The sequence below is a fragment of the Spiroplasma litorale genome, from assembly GCF_001267155.1.
GTDB classification, from domain to species: Bacteria; Bacillota_I; Bacilli_A; order Mycoplasmatales; family Mycoplasmataceae; genus Spiroplasma_A; species Spiroplasma_A litorale.
Genome location: NZ_CP012357.1, coordinates 95,020 through 117,766, shown reverse-complemented (window position 1 = coordinate 117,766; position 22,747 = coordinate 95,020). Strand labels below are relative to the sequence as shown.

17 protein-coding genes are annotated in these 22,747 nt (G+C 26.8%); all 17 read right to left on the bottom strand.

All coding sequences use genetic code 4. From position 1 onward, the window contains the following. Positions 1 to 14: 14 nt before the first annotated feature. The 17 genes from SLITO_RS00545 to SLITO_RS05770 all read right to left on the bottom strand — a co-directional run bounded on the left by SLITO_RS00545 (position 15) and on the right by SLITO_RS05770 (position 22,740). Complete coding sequence (locus SLITO_RS00545; protein ID WP_075057869.1) at positions 15 to 1,919, bottom strand: hypothetical protein; 1,905 nt, start codon at positions 1,917 to 1,919, stop codon at positions 15 to 17. Positions 1,920 to 1,951: 32 nt separating this feature from the next. After that, entirely contained in the window at positions 1,952 to 2,851 is a 900-nt protein-coding gene (locus SLITO_RS00540; protein WP_075057868.1) for a pseudouridine synthase, read from the bottom strand. Next, positions 2,851 to 3,819 carry a CPBP family intramembrane glutamic endopeptidase gene (locus tag SLITO_RS00535; protein ID WP_075057867.1) on the bottom strand — a complete coding sequence of 323 codons (969 nt, stop codon included), beginning with the start codon at positions 3,817 to 3,819 and terminating at the stop codon, positions 2,851 to 2,853. Before SLITO_RS00535 ends, SLITO_RS00540 begins: the two co-directional genes overlap by 1 nt. A gap of 14 nt (positions 3,820 to 3,833) precedes the next feature. Beyond that, complete coding sequence (gene guaB / locus SLITO_RS00530) at positions 3,834 to 5,303, bottom strand: IMP dehydrogenase (protein WP_075057866.1); 1,470 nt, start codon at positions 5,301 to 5,303, stop codon at positions 3,834 to 3,836. Between the two features lie 13 nt (positions 5,304 to 5,316). Then, entirely contained in the window at positions 5,317 to 6,855 is a 1,539-nt protein-coding gene (guaA, locus tag SLITO_RS00525) for a glutamine-hydrolyzing GMP synthase (RefSeq protein ID WP_075057865.1), read from the bottom strand. A gap of 43 nt (positions 6,856 to 6,898) precedes the next feature. Next, positions 6,899 to 7,375 carry a PTS sugar transporter subunit IIA gene (locus SLITO_RS00520; protein ID WP_075057864.1) on the bottom strand — a complete coding sequence of 159 codons (477 nt, stop codon included), beginning with the start codon at positions 7,373 to 7,375 and terminating at the stop codon, positions 6,899 to 6,901. A 74-nt stretch (positions 7,376 to 7,449) separates the two neighbouring features. Further along, entirely contained in the window at positions 7,450 to 9,171 is a 1,722-nt protein-coding gene (ptsP, locus tag SLITO_RS00515) for a phosphoenolpyruvate--protein phosphotransferase (protein ID WP_075057863.1), read from the bottom strand. 137 nt (positions 9,172 to 9,308) lie between these two features. Next, positions 9,309 to 11,249, bottom strand: a complete 1,941-nt coding sequence (locus tag SLITO_RS00510; protein ID WP_075057862.1) for a hypothetical protein — start codon at positions 11,247 to 11,249, stop codon at positions 9,309 to 9,311. Between the two features lies 1 nt (position 11,250). Further along, positions 11,251 to 11,994, bottom strand: coding sequence for an ABC transporter ATP-binding protein (locus SLITO_RS00505; RefSeq protein ID WP_075057861.1), 744 nt, complete (start codon positions 11,992 to 11,994; stop codon positions 11,251 to 11,253). A gap of 11 nt (positions 11,995 to 12,005) precedes the next feature. Beyond that, on the bottom strand, positions 12,006 to 13,877 hold the full coding sequence (locus SLITO_RS00500) for a hypothetical protein (RefSeq protein WP_075057860.1): 1,872 nt from the start codon (positions 13,875 to 13,877) through the stop codon (positions 12,006 to 12,008). A gap of 1 nt (position 13,878) precedes the next feature. Next, positions 13,879 to 14,628 (bottom strand): ABC transporter ATP-binding protein, encoded by a 750-nt coding sequence (locus tag SLITO_RS00495; protein WP_075057859.1) that lies wholly within the window; start codon positions 14,626 to 14,628, stop codon positions 13,879 to 13,881. Between the two features lie 81 nt (positions 14,629 to 14,709). After that, on the bottom strand, positions 14,710 to 16,854 hold the full coding sequence (nrdE, locus tag SLITO_RS00490; protein WP_075057858.1) for a class 1b ribonucleoside-diphosphate reductase subunit alpha: 2,145 nt from the start codon (positions 16,852 to 16,854) through the stop codon (positions 14,710 to 14,712). Between the two features lie 7 nt (positions 16,855 to 16,861). Then, positions 16,862 to 17,323: a class Ib ribonucleoside-diphosphate reductase assembly flavoprotein NrdI gene (nrdI, locus tag SLITO_RS00485; protein WP_075057857.1), complete on the bottom strand. Its 462-nt coding sequence runs from the start codon at positions 17,321 to 17,323 to the stop codon at positions 16,862 to 16,864. A 3-nt stretch (positions 17,324 to 17,326) separates the two neighbouring features. After that, positions 17,327 to 18,349 (bottom strand): class 1b ribonucleoside-diphosphate reductase subunit beta, encoded by a 1,023-nt coding sequence (nrdF, locus tag SLITO_RS00480; protein ID WP_075057856.1) that lies wholly within the window; start codon positions 18,347 to 18,349, stop codon positions 17,327 to 17,329. 80 nt (positions 18,350 to 18,429) lie between these two features. Continuing rightward, positions 18,430 to 18,693 carry an HPr family phosphocarrier protein gene (locus SLITO_RS00475; protein ID WP_075057855.1) on the bottom strand — a complete coding sequence of 88 codons (264 nt, stop codon included), beginning with the start codon at positions 18,691 to 18,693 and terminating at the stop codon, positions 18,430 to 18,432. A gap of 67 nt (positions 18,694 to 18,760) precedes the next feature. Then, positions 18,761 to 20,926, bottom strand: a complete 2,166-nt coding sequence (locus SLITO_RS00470; RefSeq protein ID WP_075057854.1) for an ATP-dependent helicase — start codon at positions 20,924 to 20,926, stop codon at positions 18,761 to 18,763. A gap of 8 nt (positions 20,927 to 20,934) precedes the next feature. Further along, positions 20,935 to 22,740 (bottom strand): serine hydrolase domain-containing protein, encoded by a 1,806-nt coding sequence (locus SLITO_RS05770; protein ID WP_083433313.1) that lies wholly within the window; start codon positions 22,738 to 22,740, stop codon positions 20,935 to 20,937. Between the last annotated feature and the right edge of the window lie 7 nt (positions 22,741 to 22,747).

Below are 22,747 nucleotides of genomic sequence, written 5' to 3'. Positions count from 1 at the left end.
AATGTACTAATATTTTAATTTCCTTTAATTGTATATATTGGTTCAACAACAGCATCTTCTTCAATATTTTCATCAGATAGTGCTAAATTATTTAGGGTGACTGTTTCTTCAACATTCATCATTACTTGATTTATTTTACTGCTATTATCTACAATGTCTTCGATTTTTACTCCATACTCTTTTAATCTTTGTTTTCTTTCTTCTCTAACTTTATTTGAAAGTAACCTATTAACTATTGGTAAATTTTTAAATATACCATTCATAATTAATGGATTAAAGAAATATGCAAATAGGACAAGAGATATTGCAGATAAAAATAATGTTGCAAAAAATAAACCTATTAAATTTATTATGTGTGAATCATGATTTGTATTATTTTCAATACTAAATGTTCTATTTAAAATAAATATATTTGATAACGCAAAACAAACAGATGGAACAACAAGAATTAAAAAATTGTTTAACACATATTTTTTTCTTGAGTTATATGTAACATATCTATATACATAGACTCAAAGATATGAATATCTAACAACTGTAAAAACTAATTTTAAAATATACATTGTTAATATTCCATAAACTAAATAATTTTCATTCCCTACTTTTGCATAAACCATAATAAAAGTAAATAAGGGCACAATAAAAATATATGCTAATCCAAGATAATTTTGAAATCTAGAAACTTCTGAGTATCTTCCTTTAGCTTGTATTAATGTCATTTGTGCATCAGACATAATTATAAGAGAAGTAATTGCGCCATATATTAATGAAAAGAATGGTGAATAAAACATAAATTTTAATGCATTTGCATTTGCAAGCTCATTTAACAAATTAGATAAAGATTTTTGAGCTAGATCTCCATATAAAGAACTTACAAAGTATGGTGATAAAATTGTCATATTAATAAATGTAAATGCCGCTATCAAATATGTATAAAGTTCATACTTTATATAACTTTCTCAATTTATTCTTCCTCTTTTTGTAACAAGCACTACAAAAAATTCTCTAAATGAGATAATGAAGTTAGTCATAATCAGTCTAGTATTTACAGCAACAACCAAATATAAAGAGAGTGTTGATGAAACTTGAAGACCTAAAATTAATGATGCGATTATTATATCTGTGTTTAAAAGTATTGAGGTTCCCAAAGTTGAAAATGATATTTTCTTTTTAGTGGACAGCAATTTGAAACTATTGAAATCTTTGTAGTACTTTAATCACAGATATTTTTTTCTAGCATAAAAGAAAATTAAAAATCCCTTAATTGGAGAATATAACAATATTGGTATAAATGATATTACTGGGTTTATATTATCAATTGATAGTAAATAAAAGAATAAACCATTTACAAGTATATCAACAAATAATATAACAACTCTTCTGACTGAGTTTTTGTTGTCTGCTAATATTATAGTTTCATAGACTGTAAAAAAATAACATGTAATAAAATTTTTAAAGCCAAATATTAGTGATATTATTACTAGTTCAAAATAAGTTGCTTTTGAGTCACCCAATAATGATATTCCAATATTTTTTCAACTATCTGCATTTAAAAAACTTCCATTTGAAGATACTCCTGCATAAAGTGGGTAAGCCAAACATATTAAAGAAACCAAAATTATATCAGATCAAGCAGCTCTTTTAAAGTTCTTTTTAGTTGTTGAATAAATTTCATTTGCAGTAATTCAATCATTATTAACAAGGGGTTTTACCATTAGTATTATAGCAGCTATACCTAATGCGCTTTCTGATGTAGATATTAAAGCAGAAAAAGATCCAACAAGTCTTACAAACCCGTTAAATTCTGTTCCAAACTTTTGAAGTATTCAATACATTGTAAGAAACTGAACAATAGCGTTGAATAACGAAATTGTAGTACCAATGAAAGCACTAATAATACCTTGTCTCGTAGAAAGCACTTTAACCCCCCTTTGTTTTTTTTATTTTATCATTAAAAACTAAGTTTTGAAGTAATTGTAATACCATTTAAATAAGTTAGGTGCTCTTCAAAATCGTTAAACGAAACCTCATATGATATCAATCCAAACCCTCAATCTTTTTGACTTTTGGCTCCATATTTAAAATCGTTTATGACTGGCGATTTATAATATTCACAAAATGCTCTTATTTGATGTTTTCTACCGGTTTCAATTTGAATTTTATAAATATTTTGCGAATCATCTATATTTTCAACAAACTGCTCTATTGTTTTATTATTGAAATTTTTTGTTTCTTTTATATTAAAGAATGACTTTTTATTGTCATTATCATAATATATAAAACCTTTGATTTGTCCAGTTGGTAAATTATTTTGTTCGGTTTTTGCAAGATATATTTTTTTTATCTTATTTTTATTATTAATGTTATTTACAAAATAAGTTAGCGTGCTTTTATTTTTTGCATAAATAACTATGCCTTTTGTTAACTTATCAATTCTATGAACATGACTTACAACAAAACTATTTTCTAATTCTGGATCATAATCATTTTTTGAAATTAAATAAGAACGCACCATTGAATCGAGTGAAATTGCAACTGGTGAGTGAACTTCAACTCCTTGGTCTTTGTCAATCACTATTATATTTTCATCCTCGTACAAGATTTTTAAGTTTGAAAAATCTACTTCTTGTTGTATTAGTCTTTGTACTGGATTTTCATTATCATAAACTTCAATGAAATCATTTAACATCAAAAGATACTTTGGGTCTTTTGTTCTTTTTGAATTTACTTTAATTTTACCTTTTCTAAATCATTTTTGAATAATGCTAAGATTTGTATTTTTATACATTTTTTTTATAAACTTTATTAAAGTTTGATTAGCATCATTATTATTTATAGTAAAATTTTTCATTATAGTAATGCAAAGGTAAGAATTAAAGCAAATAAATTATTTATTAAATGTACTAACCAACTATAAGTAACATTGCCTTTCGAAAACCAAAATACCCCCGATAAAACAAATCCTGCAGTTGTATAAGTCATAATGTGTTCAAAATCTCCTGTGCTTCCATAATGGATAAATCCAAAAGACAATCCACTAAATATAAAACCTAAATATTGATTTGAGCTATTTGAAAAATAAGATTCTCTCATACATAATTCTTCACAAACTGGAGCTACAATTATAGACAATATAGATAATAATACTCCATAAGATACTTTAACTAACACCGAACTATTTCCTTGTAAAACACTTTTTAAACTGTTTTCGTTTTCACTTTGTGGTAATTTTAAAAGATTATCTTCGATCAACATTGAAAAGAATAAGCTAGAAATAAGATATAAAAGTATAAATCCTACAACACCTGTTATCAAAAGTGTTCATATAGATTTTTTAAAAGTATTTTTTATTCTTAATCATAAATTTCTATCGAAAAAGAACGCTATCGATATAATAATGACTTCACTTAATATTTGGCATATCATTTGTATAAAGATGTTAATTGTTTGTTTATTTTCGCTATCTTTTATTAAACTATTAGAAACTGTGCCAATAATTATATAAGTTAAACTTGGAAGTAAGGCAAAAAAATAAAACAGTGAATAACCTTTTGTTAAAATTTTTTTAGGGTTTCTTAATATAAATATAACTAAACCAAAAATATTTGACAAAATATTTATATAAAAAAATATTTCTTGTGAAGTGGTATTGGTTTTTAAATTTAAAAAAATTCTAAAAAATAAAGAAAACGCAAACGGCACAACAAAAGCACAAATAATAAAAACAGTTCCGTCAATTTTATAATTTAAACTGTTGAAATTAAATTGTGCTTCTTCTTGGGAATAATGCTTATTTCTAAACTCTAGAATTTTTTTCATTTTCTAACCTAAATCTATTTATTATAATTTGGAGCTTCTTTTGCAATTTCAATATCATGTGGGTGAGACTCAATCAAACTAGCTGAAGATACTTTAACAAATTTTGCATTTTTTATTAAATCATCAATTGTTTTTGAGCCTGTATATCCCATTCCACTTTTTAATCCTCCAATTAATTGAAAAATTACATCTTTAACTTTACCTTTAAATGGAACTCTTCCCTCGATACCTTCTGGCACCAATTTTTTTGCTCCTTTTTGGAAATATCTATCGCTACTTCCTCTTTTCATTGCTGCGATCGAACCCATTCCAACATAGCTTTTATATTTTTTACCGTTAAGAATAATTTCTTCTCCTGGTGATTCTGATGTTCCAGCAAATATACTACCAAGCATAACACAATCAGCACCAGCAACAAGCGCTTTAACAATATCACCTGAATATTTAATTCCACCATCAGCTATTACTGTTAAGTTTTTATCTTTTGAGTAATTATATATATCATTTATTGCAGTAATCTGAGGTACACCAATACCAGTAACAACCCTTGTTGTACAGATGCTTCCAGGTCCTACTCCAACTTTTACTGCATTTGCACCTGCTTCATGTAAATTTTTTGCAGCGTCTGCAGTACAAATATTTCCTGCAATAATATTTAGTGTTGGGTATTTATGTCTTATTTTTTTTACAACATCTATAATACCCTTACTATTTCCATGTGCTGAATCAACAACTAAAACATCTACTTGAGCTTTAACAAGAGCATCGGTTCTATCCATAAAATCTGGGGTAACACTTACCGCTGCACCAACCCTTAACCTACCTTTTTTATCTTTACAAGCATTTGGATAGTCAATTGCCTTATCAATATCTTTTGTAGTAATTAAACCAACAATTTTATAGTTTTCATTGACGATTGGTAACTTTTCAATTTTATTTTTTACCATAATTTCTTTTGCTTCATCTAAAGTTGTTTTGGGATTACCAGTGATAATATTTTTTGTTGTCATTATTTTACTTACAGGTTCTTCAACATCATAAAAATATTTTAAATCCCTATTAGTAACAATTCCAATTAATTTATTATCTTTGTCGACTACTGGAAGACCTGATATTTTATACATTCCCATAATTTCATTTGCTTTAGATACTTTTGTATCTGAACTTATTGTAATTGGGTCAGTTACAAAACCCGATACATTTCTTTTAACTTTTTGAACTTCCATAGCTTGATCTTCAATTGATAAATTTTTATGAATTATTCCAATACCACCAGCTCTTGCCATTTCAATAGCAAGTTTTGATTCAGTAACTGTGTCCATTGCCGCACTTATAATTGGAATATTTAGTTCGATTTCATTTGTTAATTTTGTTTTTGTTATTACATCATTTGGTAAAACTTCAGAATATCTTGGCACTATAAGAACATCATCAAATGTTATTCCTTCACTTACAATTTTGTCATTTAAATTATCTATGCTCATTTTATTCTCCTAATTATTCCCACTCTATAGTTCCTGGTGGTTTTGATGTTATATCATAAACTACTCTATTTACTCCTTTAACGCTATTAATTATTTCATTAGTTACGTTTGAAAGAAAATCTCAAGGTAGTTCACTTGCAACTGCAGTCATAAAATCAATAGTATCTACAGATCTTAATGCTACAAGATATTCATAAGTTCTATTATCACCCATAACACCAACAGTTTTAACTGGTAGCAATGTTGCAAATGCTTGACTAACTTTATTATATAATTTTTTTTCTATTAGTTTATTAATAAATATATCATCCACTTCTTTTAAAATGTCTGCTTTTTCTCTGCTCACTTCACCAATTATTCTTATTCCTAATCCGGGACCTGGGAATGGATGCCTATTCAATATAAAATCTTTTATCCCTAACTCTTTACCAACTCTTCTAACTTCATCTTTAAATAAAGATCTTATTGGTTCAATTAAACTAAAATTCATTTCTTTAGGTAAACCACCGACATTGTGATGTGATTTAATAGTTTTAGAAGAATGACCTTCAGAAGACGATTCAATAACGTCTGGATAAATTGTTCCCTGAGCTAAGAAACTTGCATTTTTTAATTTTAAAGCTTCTTCGTTAAAAACATCTATAAAAACTTTACCTATTACTTTTCTTTTTTCTTCTGGATCTGAAACACCTTTTAATGCAGTAAAAAACTTATCACTTGCATCAACCAATTTTATATTCATATCAAACTCTGAATAGTTTTGCATAATTTTTTTTGCTTCATCTTTTCTAAGTAAACCAGTATCAACAAAAATACAATTTAGTTGTTTACCTATTGCTTTAGATAACAAAACTGCACAAACAGAAGAGTCTACTCCACCGCTTAATCCTAAAATAACATTTTCATTTTTTACTTTATTTTTAATTTCATTTATTGAATCGTTTATAAACTGAGCCATAGTTCAATCTTTTTCACATTTACATATATTGTATAAAAAATTCTCAATTAATTTTAATCCATGTATTGAATGAGTAACTTCTGCATGAAATTGGATACCATATATTTTGTTTTTTTCATTTGAAATGGCTGCAATAGAATTATCTGATTTAGCTGCGATGCAGAAATCTGGCGGCATCTTTATAATGTGATCAGCGTGACTCATTCACACTTGAGAGTTATCATCTATATCTTTGAATAACAATGATTCATTATCTTCAATTGATAAAATTGATTTACCAAATTCTTGTTTTTTTGCTAATTCGACTTTCCCCCCAAGTTTTTGAGCAATTAATTGCATTCCATAACATACTCCTAGAACTGGAATATTTAAATTAAATATTTCATCATCGAATTTATATGCATCATAACTGTAGACACTTGCTGGACCACCTGATAATATAATTCCTTTAAGATTTTTGTATTCTTTTACTTTTTCTGCTGTTATTTGATAATTAACTACTTCAGCGTATACGTTTAAATCTCTAACTCTCCTAGCTAATAATTGAGTATATTGACTACCGTAATCTAAAATAATAATTTGTGTTTTAACCATATTTATTCCTTTCAAAAAAAACAATAAACATTAGTTTATTGTTTTATTTTACAACTGCTATTAAATCGCCTTTTTTAACTTTTCCGGTTTTTTGTATTTCAAACTTTTTACCTTCCATTGACTCAGTTGTAAATATAATTGGTGTTTGCATTGAAGGTACTTTTTTAGATACTTCAGCAATATTAACAACTGCAAGCAAATCTCCAACTTGTACTGAATCATTTTGCTTAACTTTTATGTCAAATCCTTCACCATTAAGAGAAACTGTATCAAGACCAATGTGAACCAATACTTCAACTCCATTTTTTGCAAGAATACCATATGCATGACCACTTGGAAAAACTGTTACTAATTTCCCTTCGATTGGTGAATAAAAACTATCATCGCTTGGTATAATAGCTAATCCATCTCCAAGCATTTTCTCTGAAAATACTTCATCTTCTACTTTACTTATATCAATAATTTCTCCATCTACTGGAGAAAATACTTCAAGACTTTTATTTTTTGTGAATAATCCCATGGGCTTACCTTCTTTCTTTTATTATTTTATAGCAAATTATTTATTTAAGTAAATAAATAATTTGGAAAAATTTATTATAGACTTTTATCCATTAAATCTTTTACAAGTTTAAGAACATCATCTGTTTTGTCACATTTTAAAGCTTTTTCAGAAAGTTCTTGTGTGTCTTTTAGAGTTAATTTTGACATAATACTTCTAGCTTTTAAAACGCTTGTTGCAGACATTGAGTAAGCATCAAGTCCTAATCCCATTAACAATGGTAGGGCATTTGGTTCACCAGCCATTTCACCACACATACCAACTCATCTATTGTGTTTATGTCCACCATCAATAGTCATTTTAATCAAATTTAGAATTGAAGGATTATATGGTTGGTAAAGATAAGCAACATTTTCACTCATTCTATCTGCGGCCATTGAATATTGAATTAAGTCGTTTGTTCCAATTGAGAAAAAGTCTGCATGTTTTGCAAAGTTTTCAGCATTAACTGCAGCTGCTGGAATTTCAACCATCATACCAATTTCAAGGTTTTTTCCAATTTTGTGACCTTCTTTTTCAAGTTCTTTTTTGCATTCTAAAGTAAAATCTTTTGCTGCTAAAAATTCATCTATAGTGGCAATCATTGGAAACATAATTCCTAAATGACCATAAGCACTTGCTCTCAATAGGGCTCTTATTTGGTCTCTAAATATATCTTTTCTATCAAGAGTAAATCTAATAGCTCTATAACCTAAAAATGGATTCATTTCTGATGGAAAATTGAAGTATGAAAGTTTTTTATCTCCACCAATATCTAATGTTCTAATTACTACTAATTTATTATTCATTTTTTCAACAACTTCTTTATATGAATTAAATTGTTCTTCTTCTGTTGGGAAATGATCATTATCCATATACAAGAATTCACTTCTGAATAATCCAATACCCTCTGCTCCATTTTCTAAAACACCTTCAACATCCTTAGGACTACCAATATTAGCTTCTAAAATAAATTTATCATAGCCGTCTTTTGTTAAAGTTGGTTGGTCTTTCATTTTTTTTAGTTCTTCTTTTTCTTGTTTAAATGCGTTTGATAGATTTTCTCAAGTTTTTTTATCTTCTGGGTTTAATTCAACATCCCCGTTTGAACCATTAATTGCAATGATATCATTTGGTTTTACTTTTGAAAGTATGTCTTTAAGTCCCAATACAGCAGGAATTTCTAAACTTCTTGCCATAATTGCAGCATGACTTGTTCTACCACCAACATTACATGCAAATCCTTTTACAAAAAGCGGATTTAATTGAGCTGTTTGTGATGGTGTTAAATCTTCTGCTACAATAACAACCTCTTCATTTATAGTTGCCAAATCAAGAACAGTTAATTTTAATACATAACGTAATAGTCTTTCTGTTACATCTTTTATATCCGCTGCTCTTTCTTGAAAATATTGGTCATCCATTGCCTTAAACATTTCAATATATTTATTGGCAACTTCTGATATAGATTTTGAAGCACTATATTTTTTATGTTTAATAAGTGAAACAAACTCTTCTGACATTACAGGGTCTTCTAAAATTGATGCATGCGCTTCAAAAATAGCTGCTTTTTCTTCGCCTAATTTATCCTTTGCTATATTTTTTAAATTTTCTAAATCTTTTTTAGCTTTTTCAATTGAACTATTAATTAAACTTATTTCCTCATCAATGTTTTTTGTTTCTTCATCTTTTATTATTATTGGTTCTTCTTTTAAGATGTAAACTTTTGCAAGAGCTATCCCATTACTTGCACCAATTCCATTAAATTTTTTGCACATTATATTTTTACCCTCCTAATATTCAATATATATTATACCTAAATTATTGCCATTAAATTATAAGTATATAAAAGAATCCAACTAATTAAAAAATTCTACCCTTCTTTATAGCGTAGAATTTATTTTTTCATATTTTTTTATATTCTTGAAAATCTTTTAAAGATTAAGAAAGAAAAGTATGTAATTAATGCTGAAAATAACAAATAAAATACATATGCACCAGTTACACTAAAAGTTGCATTTCTTTCTGGTTTGTACTCTTCGTAAATAGGTGATATTTCATCATCCTTTCTATTTTCTGAGTCATATTTAGCAAGACTTTTAAGATTTACAATCGGTTTTCTTGATCCTTGTCACATAGCTACATTATATATTGATGAAAATAAGTCATTTGTAACCGGAGAAGAAAATGAATTAAAATACATTGTAGAAAAATGAGTGAATGGGTTAAATGTTAAATAATTACTTGATGATCCCCCAATTGAGTCTGCTGCTGATAAAAAAGCATCTAAAGATTTACTGTTAGAATTTTTAGCACTGTCAATTCTTACCGAGTTTGAAAAATTACTTAATACAAATCAATTAAATAATAATAATTCAGGGTATCTATTGTATATTTTATTTACATTATTATTGTATTCTGTTGTTTTTTCTTGTGTTTTTGGGTTAAGTGGAATAAATCTATTTCAGTCAATACTTGGGTTTGATGTACCACTATTATTATAAATAAGTTGAAATGGTGTGTAATAATCTGAAGAGTTATAGTCACTGACCCTAGTTGACATTATTGAATATATATATTTATCATAATTTTTATCTAGTCACTCAAGATAACTTTTATAATCTTTCATTGATTCTTGTTTATCCAATCATTCAATTAATGGACTCAATTTAATTACATTTCCATTAGTTGTATCTCAAAATACCGGTTCTGCCGCATTGTTGTGTGGTGCTTTTTTAGAACTATCTAAAAAATTTGTGTCAATTAAGTTATATACTTCTGATAAAAAAGAATAAATGTTTGTGTTTTCAAGAACATGAACAGGTTTGTTACCGTTATAATCTAATGCATAATTAAGTTTATAACCATATAACATTTGACTTAATAATTGTTCATATGGATTTGCGCTAGAACTATGCCCTCCATTATTGTTATAATTGTATTCTTGCGAACTTTTTCAAGTTTTATAATTAAATTTAAAATTATTTTTTAAATTTAATGAAGAATTATTTTCAGGTTCTGGTGCACCCTCTTCATCCTCAACATAAAAATAATTCAAATTATTATTTACTTTTGCAAAGAAACTATCATTAAATCATTTTGAGATTTTATCATCATTTTTAAACTCATCATAAAATGAGTATGATAATTCAACTCTTGCAGTTCAAATTGGATTAGTTGTTAAATTTGCTGATGTAAAATAATCATATTGGGTTGTTTGTAACACAACACCTGAAATTAACTGTGAAAAAATCACTACAGTCCCTAAGAAAATATTAAGAACAACTGAACCTGCAACACTTACCGAAACGTTAATTGCAATAATTATTGGTGCTCATATTAATGTAAATATGAAGAAAAAGAAATATGTACTTCAATAAATAGATGCAGATATAGATGTCTCAAATAGAGATTTGTTTCTTAAAGCTACTGATATTAACATATTTAAAGTGCAAAGACTAAAAGCAATAGTCAAGTAAATTAAATATCTCATAAAAAATGAGTTAGTTATTTTAATACCGGATCTCACTTCAATTATCTGTATACCATCAATCATTTGTTTTTTATATAAATCATTTACAAGTAAAGTTAAGAAGATTATAAAGAAGAATAATTGCAAAATAAATTGTGCTATTAAAGTTATATAGGTATCTAAACTAATACTTGATGAAGTTGATATAGTAAAAAGAACATTTAATATAATAAAAATACATGCCATTGCAATAATACCTTTATTCACAATAACTCTTTTAAGATTTATTAAAAATAAAGTTTTAATTTTTGAATGAGCACCCATTTCTTTTTTTACTTTTGTTTTTTTGGGTTTTATTTCTTTCAGGTTTTTTGTATTTTCCATTTTATTCTACCTTTCCTGAATATAAACTATTCAAAATTGTTTCTTTATCAACTTTTTTTGAACGATACCTTTTATAAATTTCTGCAATACTTTCTTTTTTATTATCAAACTTGTTTTCATAAACTATTTCACCTTCATTTATCAAAACTAAATAATTTGCCATCTCTTGAAGTTCTTCTAAGATATGACTTGTTATAAGTATTGTTACACCTATATTTTGAAGTTCATGTAATATATTCATAAATGAAAGTTTAGCTTCTACATCAACGTTTGCAGTAGGTTCATCAAGAACAATATATTCTGGTGTCCTTACTAATATACTTGCCATAATTGCTCTTTTTTTTCAACCCGCACTTAATTGAGCTAATTTTCTTTTAGCAAACTTTTCTAAACCTAACATTTTAAAAACTGCTTGTGAGTTTTTTTTGGTTTCTTTTTTTGAAATGCCATTTGCTGCACATAAATAATATACATAATCTTTCAAAGATAAATCCATGGGAACATTGTTTGAATCTGGGAAAAACGCAACTTTTCTCAAATTATTATTTTTGAATATGTTTTCCCCATCGATTGTTATTTGACCACTATCAAGTTTAAGTTCTCCAAATAGAGCTTTAATTGTTGTTGTTTTACCTGCACCATTATCACCAACAAACGCAACAACAGAACCTTTTTTTATTTTAAAACTAACTTTATTTAAAAGAAATCCGCCAACTTCTCTTGTTACATTTTTTAATTCAATCATAATCCAATCACCTAAACTCTAGCCCTTCTTCTATATGATAATCAAGTTAAATACGCAAGCGGTGAAGCTACTAGTAAGTAAACAAAGAAAGCAAGTCCTTTAATAAAATATGAAGAGTATTTTAAATATCCATCTTTAAATAGAGGTGTTAAAGAAGAGTTATTTGTTTTGTTTTTATTTTCAGGAGCTTGTTTTTCATAATCAAATAAATTTTTTATGTAAGTTACAGGTCTTGAAACAGATAAAAATGATTGTGTACTTAATCCATCATCAACTAATGAATCCATAAATATACCACTAAACATCATTGGAAAGTGAATCATAATGTTTGTAGATGATGTTGAAAACGATTTTGTTAGTTTTGAATAGTCATCAAGTGAGTAGTTAACATCTTCTTTATTGTCAATATTAAAAATCATTGAGTTTTTTCATAATCCTAAAAATAGTCCATTAAATATTGTTAGTTCTGGATATTCTGTGTATTTATTTTTATATTCATCATTTTTATTAATAGTTTCAGAGTTACAATTTTTGCTTCCTTCACCTCAAGTTGAACAAGCTGATTCTTTTCCTCATGATGACTCATTATAAATTGAATCATTGCTAATAGTATCTATTAGTGTTTTATTATCTAAAATAAGATAATCATAATTTGCTAAATAGAATTTATTTATGTAATTTACCAAACCACTATATTGTGGTAATGTTTTATCTATTTCTTTAATAAAATTATTTAAGGTAACATTTATTTTATTAGAATCTTGACCCATATTATAAGATCTTTTATATATGTTTGGTGTAACAGATTTAAATTCTTTTACTAAATTTGAGTAAATATCTTCTTTAAAAAAAGTTTCATTTATATCTATTAGTAATTTACCAAATGATGTATTACTTAATAAATTTCATTCTGTTAATTGATCTTCTCCAAGCATATAGTTATACATTATTTCACCTTTTTTTAAAGCATATGTATAAAGTTGATTATTATCTGAAACTCTTCATGTTTTTAAATCGTTATTTTTAAATCTGTTATTACTTGGATTTATTTTTGCCAAACTATCTGCAGCTTTATTATAGTTTTCATTTAAATTATCTAATGTTTTTGATTTATTTTCAGGTGTATTGTCATCAAAAACACTGCTCAAATTCGCATCGTTTTTAAAATTATTATAAAAGTCTGATCCTGATTTAAATTTTAAATTTATTAAAGGTACTTTTTGTTTTTCTCCACTTGAAAGATTTCCAACAGAAGTTGCTAAGTTGTAAACAAACGGAGTTATTGAACAAAAAATCATAAAAATAGTTGATAAACAAGCTGCCATTGCAGTTTTGAAACTAAGTACAATTGCGTTAATTATCAGAGAGGAAAATATTCCTAGAAAAATAATAAAAAATAGTTGTGAAAATAATGTACCAAAATAAAACTTTGAATCCATATTAAAAATAAACATCATTGGTACTGATAATAAAAATAAAGGTAGTAAGTAAACAACTATAATTGTCAATTGAACTAATTGTCTTATTATAAACGATTTAAATACAGTATAACCCGCTCTAAGTTCAATTGCTTGAATACCGGTTCTGTTTTGTGTTTTATATAAATAAAATGAAATAACCATAGCATTAACAATAACAATTGCAGTTATAAAAATATAAACTACATCTCTATAAGAAGCATAACTTTTTTGAACTGAATATCCAGATGCAAATTCTACAATTAATAATAAAAATATACTAAACGAAGTTATAACTCCAGCTGTAATAATACTTGTAGCTTTTAAAGATATCTTTAGATTTATTCAATAAAGATTATTAAAATTTTTATAAGAAGAAATATAATTTTTGCTATTTGTCTTAGTTTCTTTTTCTAATTTTTCCATCTTATGATTCCCTCTTTTGATTTGCATATAAATTTCTTAATATTGATAGATCTTTAATTGGACTTTGCATATATTTCTTATATACATCCATTATTTTTTCTTTTGAATTATCAAACTTAGCATCGTGAACTATTTCGCCTCTTCTTATAAGAACCAAATGGTTTGCAACTTCTTGCAACTCTTCAATTATATGACTTGTTATAAGTATTGTTATCCCAACTTTTGCTAATAATCTAAATATTTCCATAAAATACATTTTAGACTCAACATCCACGTTTGCAGTAGGTTCGTCAAATATGATATATTTAGGTTTTCTTATTAGAACACTGGCCATTATAGCTTTCTTTTTTCAACCTGAAGACAATTTTTTAATTAATTTATCTTTAAAAGGTTTTAATTCAAGTAATCTATAAACATACTCAGTATTCAATTCAGTTTCTTCTTTTGATAAATCATTTGCAGCACAAATATAACGCAAATAATCTGATAATTTCATATTTAAAGGAACATTATTTGAATCTGGAAAGAAAGCTACTTTTCTTAAGTTATTATTTTTAAATAAGTTTTCTCCATCAATTAAAATTGATCCACTATCAATTTTTAGTTCTCCAAATAGAGCTTTAATTGTTGTTGTTTTACCTGCACCATTGTCACCAACAAAAGCAATTACATCACCATTGTTTATATTAAAACTAACTTTTTTCAAACTAAAATTTCCAATTTTTCTTGATACTTCTTTAATTTCTATCATGGTAAAATTTCCTTTCCTAACCATTATATATGAAAAAAAATAAAAAATTCTTTTATAAAACGGTACGTTTATAAAAGGATTTTATATTACACAAGCATCACAATCATAGTTTTCACTATCTTCTAATACATCTTGACGAACTCTAACATAATAAATTGAAGCACAACCTTTTTTGAAAGCTCTTATATAAGCCTTGTTTAAATCTCTTGTGGTTGCTTTATCTGTCATAAATAATGTAAGTGATATTGCTTGATCAACATGTTGTTGTGCTGCTGCAGCAATATCGATAATTCAATCTGGACCAACTCCGTATGCGTCCATTGCATAGTATTGCATATTATCAAAATTAATGTTATATGCAGGCACATAAACTCTACCTAATTTACCTTCTTTTCTTACTTCAACTGGTGCAACAACTGGTTGTAAGCTTGGGGTACAAGAAGATAAATAACTTATTGATCCTGTAGGAGCAACCGCTAATAAATGCGAGTTTGCTATCCCTGTTTTTTTTATTTCTTCAACTAAATTTATTCAATTTTGTTTTGAAGGTATTTCAACATTATATTTTTTAAATATATCTTTAACTTTTTCAGTAATTGGTAATCATTTTCCATCTTCACATTCTGTATACTTTTTGAAATATGATCCATCAGCAAATTTTGTATTTTTAAAATTTTTAAATGCTCCATATTTTTTTGCCAGTTTAGCAGATGATTTAAAAGCATTATAAGCAAGTACATAAAAGAATATATTTGTAAAGTCAACAGCTTCTTCAGAATTATAATATATTTCGTTTGTTGCTAAAAATCCATGGAGATTCATAGCTCCTAAACCAACAGCATGATTGTTTCTATTTCCGTTTTCAATTGAAGGCGCACTTTTTAGATCTGAGTTTCTTGATACATAATCTAATGCAAAGATTGAATCATAAACAACATGACCAAAATCTTTACCGCTTTCCATTACTTTTGCAATATTTAGACTTCCTAAATTACAACAAATATCTTCTCCAATTGTTTCAAAACTTAAATCATCTCTAAATGTACTTGGGGTACTTACTTGAACAATCTCGCTACACAAGTTACTCATAACAATTCTACCATTATGTGCATTTCTATTATTTACAGTATCATCAAATAGAATATAAGGATATCCACTTTCGAAATGTAATTCAGCAATTGTTTGAAATAGTTTTCTTGCATTTATATATGTTTTTTTAATATTATTATTTTTTAATAGATTTTCATATTCTTGAGTTATTGAAATATCTGAAAATGGTTTCTTATATTCTTTCTCAACATCATAAGGACTAAATAGAGCCATTTCTTTATTTTCCTTTGCAAGTTCAAATGTAATATCTGGAACCACAACTCCTAAAGATAATGATTTAATTCTAATTTTCTCATCTGCATTTTCTCTTTTTGTATCTAAAAAAGAAATAATATCTGGGTGGTGAGCGTTTAAATAAACTGCACCAGCGCCTTGTCTTTGTCCTAATTGATTAGCGTATGAAAAAGTATCTTCTAAGATTTTCATAACAGGTATAACTCCTGTTGCTTGATTTTCAATATTTTTAATAGGTGCTCCAAATTCACGTAAATTTGTTAAACAAAGAGCAACTCCGCCACCCCTTTTTGATAATTGAAGTGAAGTTGTAACTGCTCTAGCGATTGATTCCATATTATCTTCAACTCTTAGCAAGTAACAAGAAACATATTCTCCTCTTTGTTTTTTTCCTGCATTTAAAAATGTTGGAGTTGCAGGTTGATATCTATTCAATATTATTTGTTTTAATAAGTCTTCCGCCTTATTTATGTCTCCGCCCGCTAAAAATAGTGCATTCATAACAACTCTTTCTTCATAAGTTTCTAAGAATTGTTTTCCATCAAATGTTTTTAAAGCATATGCATTAAAAAACTTTAATGCCCCCATAAAACTTGGAAATGAATGATTAAAAGTAAATGCGTAATTTGTTAGTTCGACAATTTCACTCATTTTGTATTTGTTGATTACTTCTTCATCATAATATTCATTTTGAACTAAGTAATTAATTCTTTCTTCAATACTATTGAACTTCATAGTATTTGGAACAATTTTTTGTTCAATATATAATTTGGCTGCTTCTTTATCAAGAATGAAGTTATCTTTATCTTTTACAAAAATTTTTGACCTTGCATTAAGTTTTATATATTCTTCTGTGTCTATGACATCTTTTTTATTGTTCATATTATTATTAATTCCCTTCGTTTCAAAAATCATTAAGAATTTTTTTTAAAGTAACCACATCGTGGCTTGTTCCCAAAAGCTCAAATTGATAAAGCAAAGGAACATTAAGTTTTTTAGAAAGTATTGGTCCAGCAATTGCAAAAGAGTCACCAAAATTAGTGTTACCAGAAGCAACAACTCCTCTACAATATTTTCTATTATTTTCATCATTTAAAAATTTGATAACCTGTTTTGGTACAGCACCAGCAGTATCTTTACCGCCTCCACCATATGTTGGAGTAATTAAAACATAGTCTTTTGATATTTTAAGTTCATTTTCTAATTCATATGGAATTCTAGAATTATCAATTTCTAATTTTTCTATAAATCTGTGGGTATTGTTTGATATGGATGAAAAATACACAACATGAACTTTTCCGGTTGGTTTAACAATTTCAGAATCATCCACTAATTTAATATCGTCATGCATAAACTAAAACTCTCAATCAGAGTCTTCTGTCTCTTCAGTAACACCCATTATATAAGATGACCCATTACCAGAAAAGAAGTCATGGTTTTCATCGGCTCTTGCTGATAACTGGGTAAATATCTCAGGATCAATTCTTGTTTCTTCTTCTGAGAATGGTGATTCATAACCAAGGTTTTGTAAAAATTTACCAGCATTATACACACTAAATCTAATCGCATCATCTGCTATACCGAATCCATCGTATAACTCAAGTAAATATTTTTTTTCTAAATCAATTAATTCATACAATAAGTCGAATACAAACTTTTTCATTTCCGCTTGTTTATCAGGACTTAATTTTTGTACTTTTTTTTGATACTTATAACCACTGTAATAATTATGAATAACTTTGTCTCTTAAAATAAGTCTAATTATATCTGATGTATTAGATAGTTTACCTCTTGCAGATAAGTAAAATGGTAAGTAAAAACCTCCATACAATAAAAAACCAGGCATTAAAGCAGCAGCTACTTTAGATTTTAAAATATCATCACCAGTGTAAAAAGGTATTAAAATTCTAGCTCTGTCTTGTAAACTTTTAGTATTTATAACTCATTCGTGCGCTTCTTCGATTTGTTCACTTGAACATAATGTAGAAAAAATTGTTCCATAAGACCTTGCATGAACAGCAACCATAAAAGAAAAGTTAGCATATACAACTTGTTCATGATCTGTTAAAGAATTAGGTATTTGAGCAATGTCTCCGATAGTTGCTTGTATTGTGTCAAGCAATGTCAATCCTGTAAAGGTACGAGTTATCAGTTGTTGTCATTTGGGCTCAAGTGTTTTTCAAGAAACTAGGTCATTTGAAACTGGTACTTTTTCTGGTAATCAGAAATTTTGAGTTGCTCTATTTCAAACTTCTAAGTCCTTGTCATCATTAATCACATTTCAGTTAACTGAACGCATTTTTCCCTTAAACTTATTTAATGCATACTCAACTGGTGATACCGATTCATTATAATAATCATTTTTTTGTTTTGCCATAGTATTCCTTCCTAATTAGAGAAAAAAAAATACCTATAATTGTATTTTTTTACTTTATACATTATATGAAAATTAATTTATTAAATTATAGAATTATCTTTCATAGCTTGTTCGATTGCAGCTATAGCTTCTTTTTCATCATCTCCTGATGCTTCAATAATGATTTCAGAACCTGATTTTACTGCTAATGCCATTACGTTCATGATAGATTTTAGGTTACCTTCTTTATCACCTGTTTTAATCTTAATCTCTGATGTGAATTTTGATGCTTCTTTTGTTAATACTGAAGCAGGTCTAGCATGTAACCCTACTGGATCTATAACTTTTGCTTTAAATGAAGTCATTAGTCTTCCTCCTTTTTTATTACCCTTTCATTATATACAATAAATATACAAATATTTTCAAATAAAATTAAATTTTTTTCCAAGTTGAAGAATTTATTGGAACCATTTTTACCCCTTGTTTAGGGTCTTCAAAAGCGATTGAAATATATTTATCTTGTATTTTAACTACACTACCTTTACCAAATACAATATGGTCAATGATATCACCTTTTATTAAATTAATTTTTTTCAATTTTTCTTCCACTTTATCTTTTAAATTAATATTTGAAGCTTTTGTGCTTGTATATGTATTATCAGGGTGAAAGTATATATTTTTTTCAATTTCATATAATTTAGGGTCAAGTTCTTCAATAAATTTTGATTGAATTAGTTCCCCTTTAGATATGTGTGAATATTCACCTGAAACATAAGATATATAAAGTTCTTCTTTAGCCCTTGTGATCGCAACATAAAATGCTCGTCTTTCTTCTTCTAGTGAGTCTTTTGACATAAAACTCATATATGAAGGAAAAACATCACGATTTAGCCCTACTATAAAGACAACTTTATTTTCCAATCCCTTCGCTGCATGAATTGTAAGTAATGTGACTTTATTTAAAGTTTTTAAATCATCTTGATCAGAAATTAAAGCCTCACTATACAAAAAATCTTTAACAACATTAGAGTCATTTGAGAAGTTATACTCATTATCATAGTTAGCCATCTGGTCATAATAGGCATTTATATTATTTATTGCTTCTTGGTCCTCTTTATCATTAACATTAAACCTTGACATATATCCAGATAAATTAATAACTTTTTTACATGTTTCTTGAACAGAAAAATTAGTTTCTGATAGTTCACTTCCTTTAATAAGTGCGGAACTCACTTCCTTAAGATTTTTGTTTATTGTTAAAGCAATTTCAAGGTTTTTTGTTACCAAATCAAATAGACTCGAATTGATTTCATAAGCTTTTTGAACTAGTTTTTCTATTGAAACTTGTCCAACCTTAGGAGTTAGTGAAAGAAAATGTTCTACTGAAATATCATCTTTAAAAGATACAGCCTTAAGCATTGCTGTAACGTCTTTAATTACTTTTCTATCTTTAAACTTAAATCCTCCAATTAATTGAAATGGAATACCCTTATTTTGAAACTCTTTTTCAAATTCTTGGGATCAAGCATTTATTCTATATAAAACATAAATATCTGAATAACTGTATTTTTTAGATTTTACTATTTCTTGAATTTTATTGGCAACAATTTTAGCTTCACTGATTCTTGTTGATGCCTCATTAATTTTAATACTTTTACCTTCATGGTTATTTGTATGTATAATCTTTTCTTCCCTATTTTGATTTAGACTTATAAATTGATTTGCTAAATTTAATATGCTTTTAGTAGATCTATAATTTTGATTTAAAAATATAGTTTTTGAATTTGGAAATACTTTACTAAAATCTAGTATTATTTTTACTTTTGCACCCCTTCAAGAATATATGGTTTGGTCTGGATCTCCAACAACTGTTAGATTATTTTCCTTACTTACTCAACGAATTAAATCAAATTGTGGATAATTTGTGTCTTGGAATTCATCAACTAAAATGTAATCAAATCTATTTCTTCATTTTAAAAGAGTATTTTTATCAGAAGAAAATAATAAATGTGTCTTAAGTATAAGGTCATCAAAATCAACATAGTTATTTTCATCAAATTCTTTTATATAGGCATCATATATTCTGATTAATTTTTTTTCATCATTATTAAAAATAGTTTCTTGTAATTCTTCAATTGACTTCTTTTCAGACTTTCATTTACTTAATTTATAAGAAATTTTTTTATTATTAATTGTTAAATCATCAAAGATACCAAGTCTTTTTTTTATTTTATTAATAATTTTAGCTTGTTCACTTGCATCGACAATAACAAAGTCTCTTGATAGACCAATGCAATCACCATCTTCTCTAAGAACCCTCACACAAAAAGCATGAAATGTGGTTATCATTGGTGTATTATCAATTTCAGGCAAAGCTTTTATAACCCTTGACTTCATTTCATTTGCAGCCTTGTTAGTAAATGTTACTGCTAAAATTTTTTTTGGTGCTATACCTTGATTTTTAATTAGATAAACTATTTTGGAAGTAATGACTTTTGTTTTTCCACTACCAGCTCCAGCTATTATTCTTACTGGCCTATCTATATTTATAACAGCTTCTAATTGTTCCTTGTTTAAATCTTCTAGATAATTATCCATCTTACCTCCTATTGCATATTAATATCTTCATAAATTGCTTTTGATAACTCTTTAACAATTTTGTCATCTTTTTGTTTAACACTTGTCATAAAACAAACTATGAGCTCATTTTTTGGATCAACTATACAACTAGATCCAAGTAAACCATCTCATCCGAATTGACCAATAGAAGTTAATGGTTCTATTTGGTTTGATAATCTGACCCTTACTCCATAACCATAACTATAATCTTCATTTATATTCATATATAAAAATTTTTTTAAAAGATGAACTTGATCGCTTCTCATTTGTATTAACATTTCATCAGATAATAATTTTACATTATTTTTATCATTTCCTGTAAGTAAAAATTTTAAAAATTTAAAATAATCTTCACAAGTTGTAAATATACCCGAACCACCCATAGAAATATTCGGCACTTTTTCAATATCTTGAAGTAAGTAATTAAAATTATCTAGTTTTATTAATTTATTTTTTTCATTTTCATTTAATACTTTGTATACACAAGCTTCTCTAAGTTTATCAATCATATAAAAATCAGTATCATTCATATTAAGTCTATCTAATATATTTTCTTTTATAAAATTTCTGAATGAACTACCTATAGCTTTTTCAATTAATGCACTTAAAACATCATATGATATTCCATACTTTCAAGATGTTCCAGGTTCAAACTCCAAAGGTATATCACATACCATTTTCATAAATTCATCATTGGCAAATTCTTTATTGCGGATTTTTAATAAAAGTTTTTCTGTTTGATGCTCGCTTTGAGTTGTTTTACCCCCATAAACTAAGCCACTAGTCATTGTTAATAGATGATAAATTTTAATTTTATTTTTCGCTTCTTTTATTTCTCCGTTTTCATAAACTTTCATATTTTTAAATCATGGTAAGTATTTAGATACTTCATCGTTTAATGATATTAAATTCTTATCCGCTAAAATTAAAGTTCCAATTGCAGTTAGCATTTTTGTAATAGAATATCCTTTAAATATAGTATTACTTTTCATCAAAGTTTTTTCTTTTAAATTATTATAACCAAAAACATTTTCATAAATTAAAGACTTACCTTTTTGAATCTTAATTACTGCACCATTAATGAATGAGTTTTCAACTCAGCCTTGGATTAGGTTTTCTGTTTTCTTAAACTCTATTGATTTATTTTCAATTAATTCATTCATATTAATAACCCCTGGTATATAATTTTCTTCAACTACGTTTACATATTTTTTAGATTGATTTTGATTTATAAATTTTAAAGAATAAATTTTAATATTTAGTTTTGCATCAATCGCAGATCTTTTTTTAGGACTTAGGTAAATTGTGATTACCAAATAAAAAAATCAAATAGCTAGAAATGTATTTCCTAAATTTTGAATTATAACTGCTATTTTTCAACCATTGCTATTCATATCGCTATTACCAGGTTGATAGTATCTAAAAAATAAAAGTGCAACAATTTGTAATAAAGTCTGAACTATGAAGGGGATATATAAAAAATACAACTCTCTTCTTAGTATGCATAAAAATAAATTTTTATTTCCCTCATTTTTTAACCTTAAGAGGCAAACAAACTTTCCAATTGTATTACCTTTCAATAAATATGGTAATAAAATAAAATATATAAAAAATGAAAAATTAAAAGAGAAAAATAATATTAAAGCACTTTGTAAGCTCTCGACTTTTAAAAATATATAAATCAATATCATTGGTACAGAAGATAATAAGATATCAATAATTCTTGCTAATAACATTATATAAACCGATGGTTCTTTAAATTCAGTTTTATTTTTAACTTTTTGTTTTTCCATCTAAGTC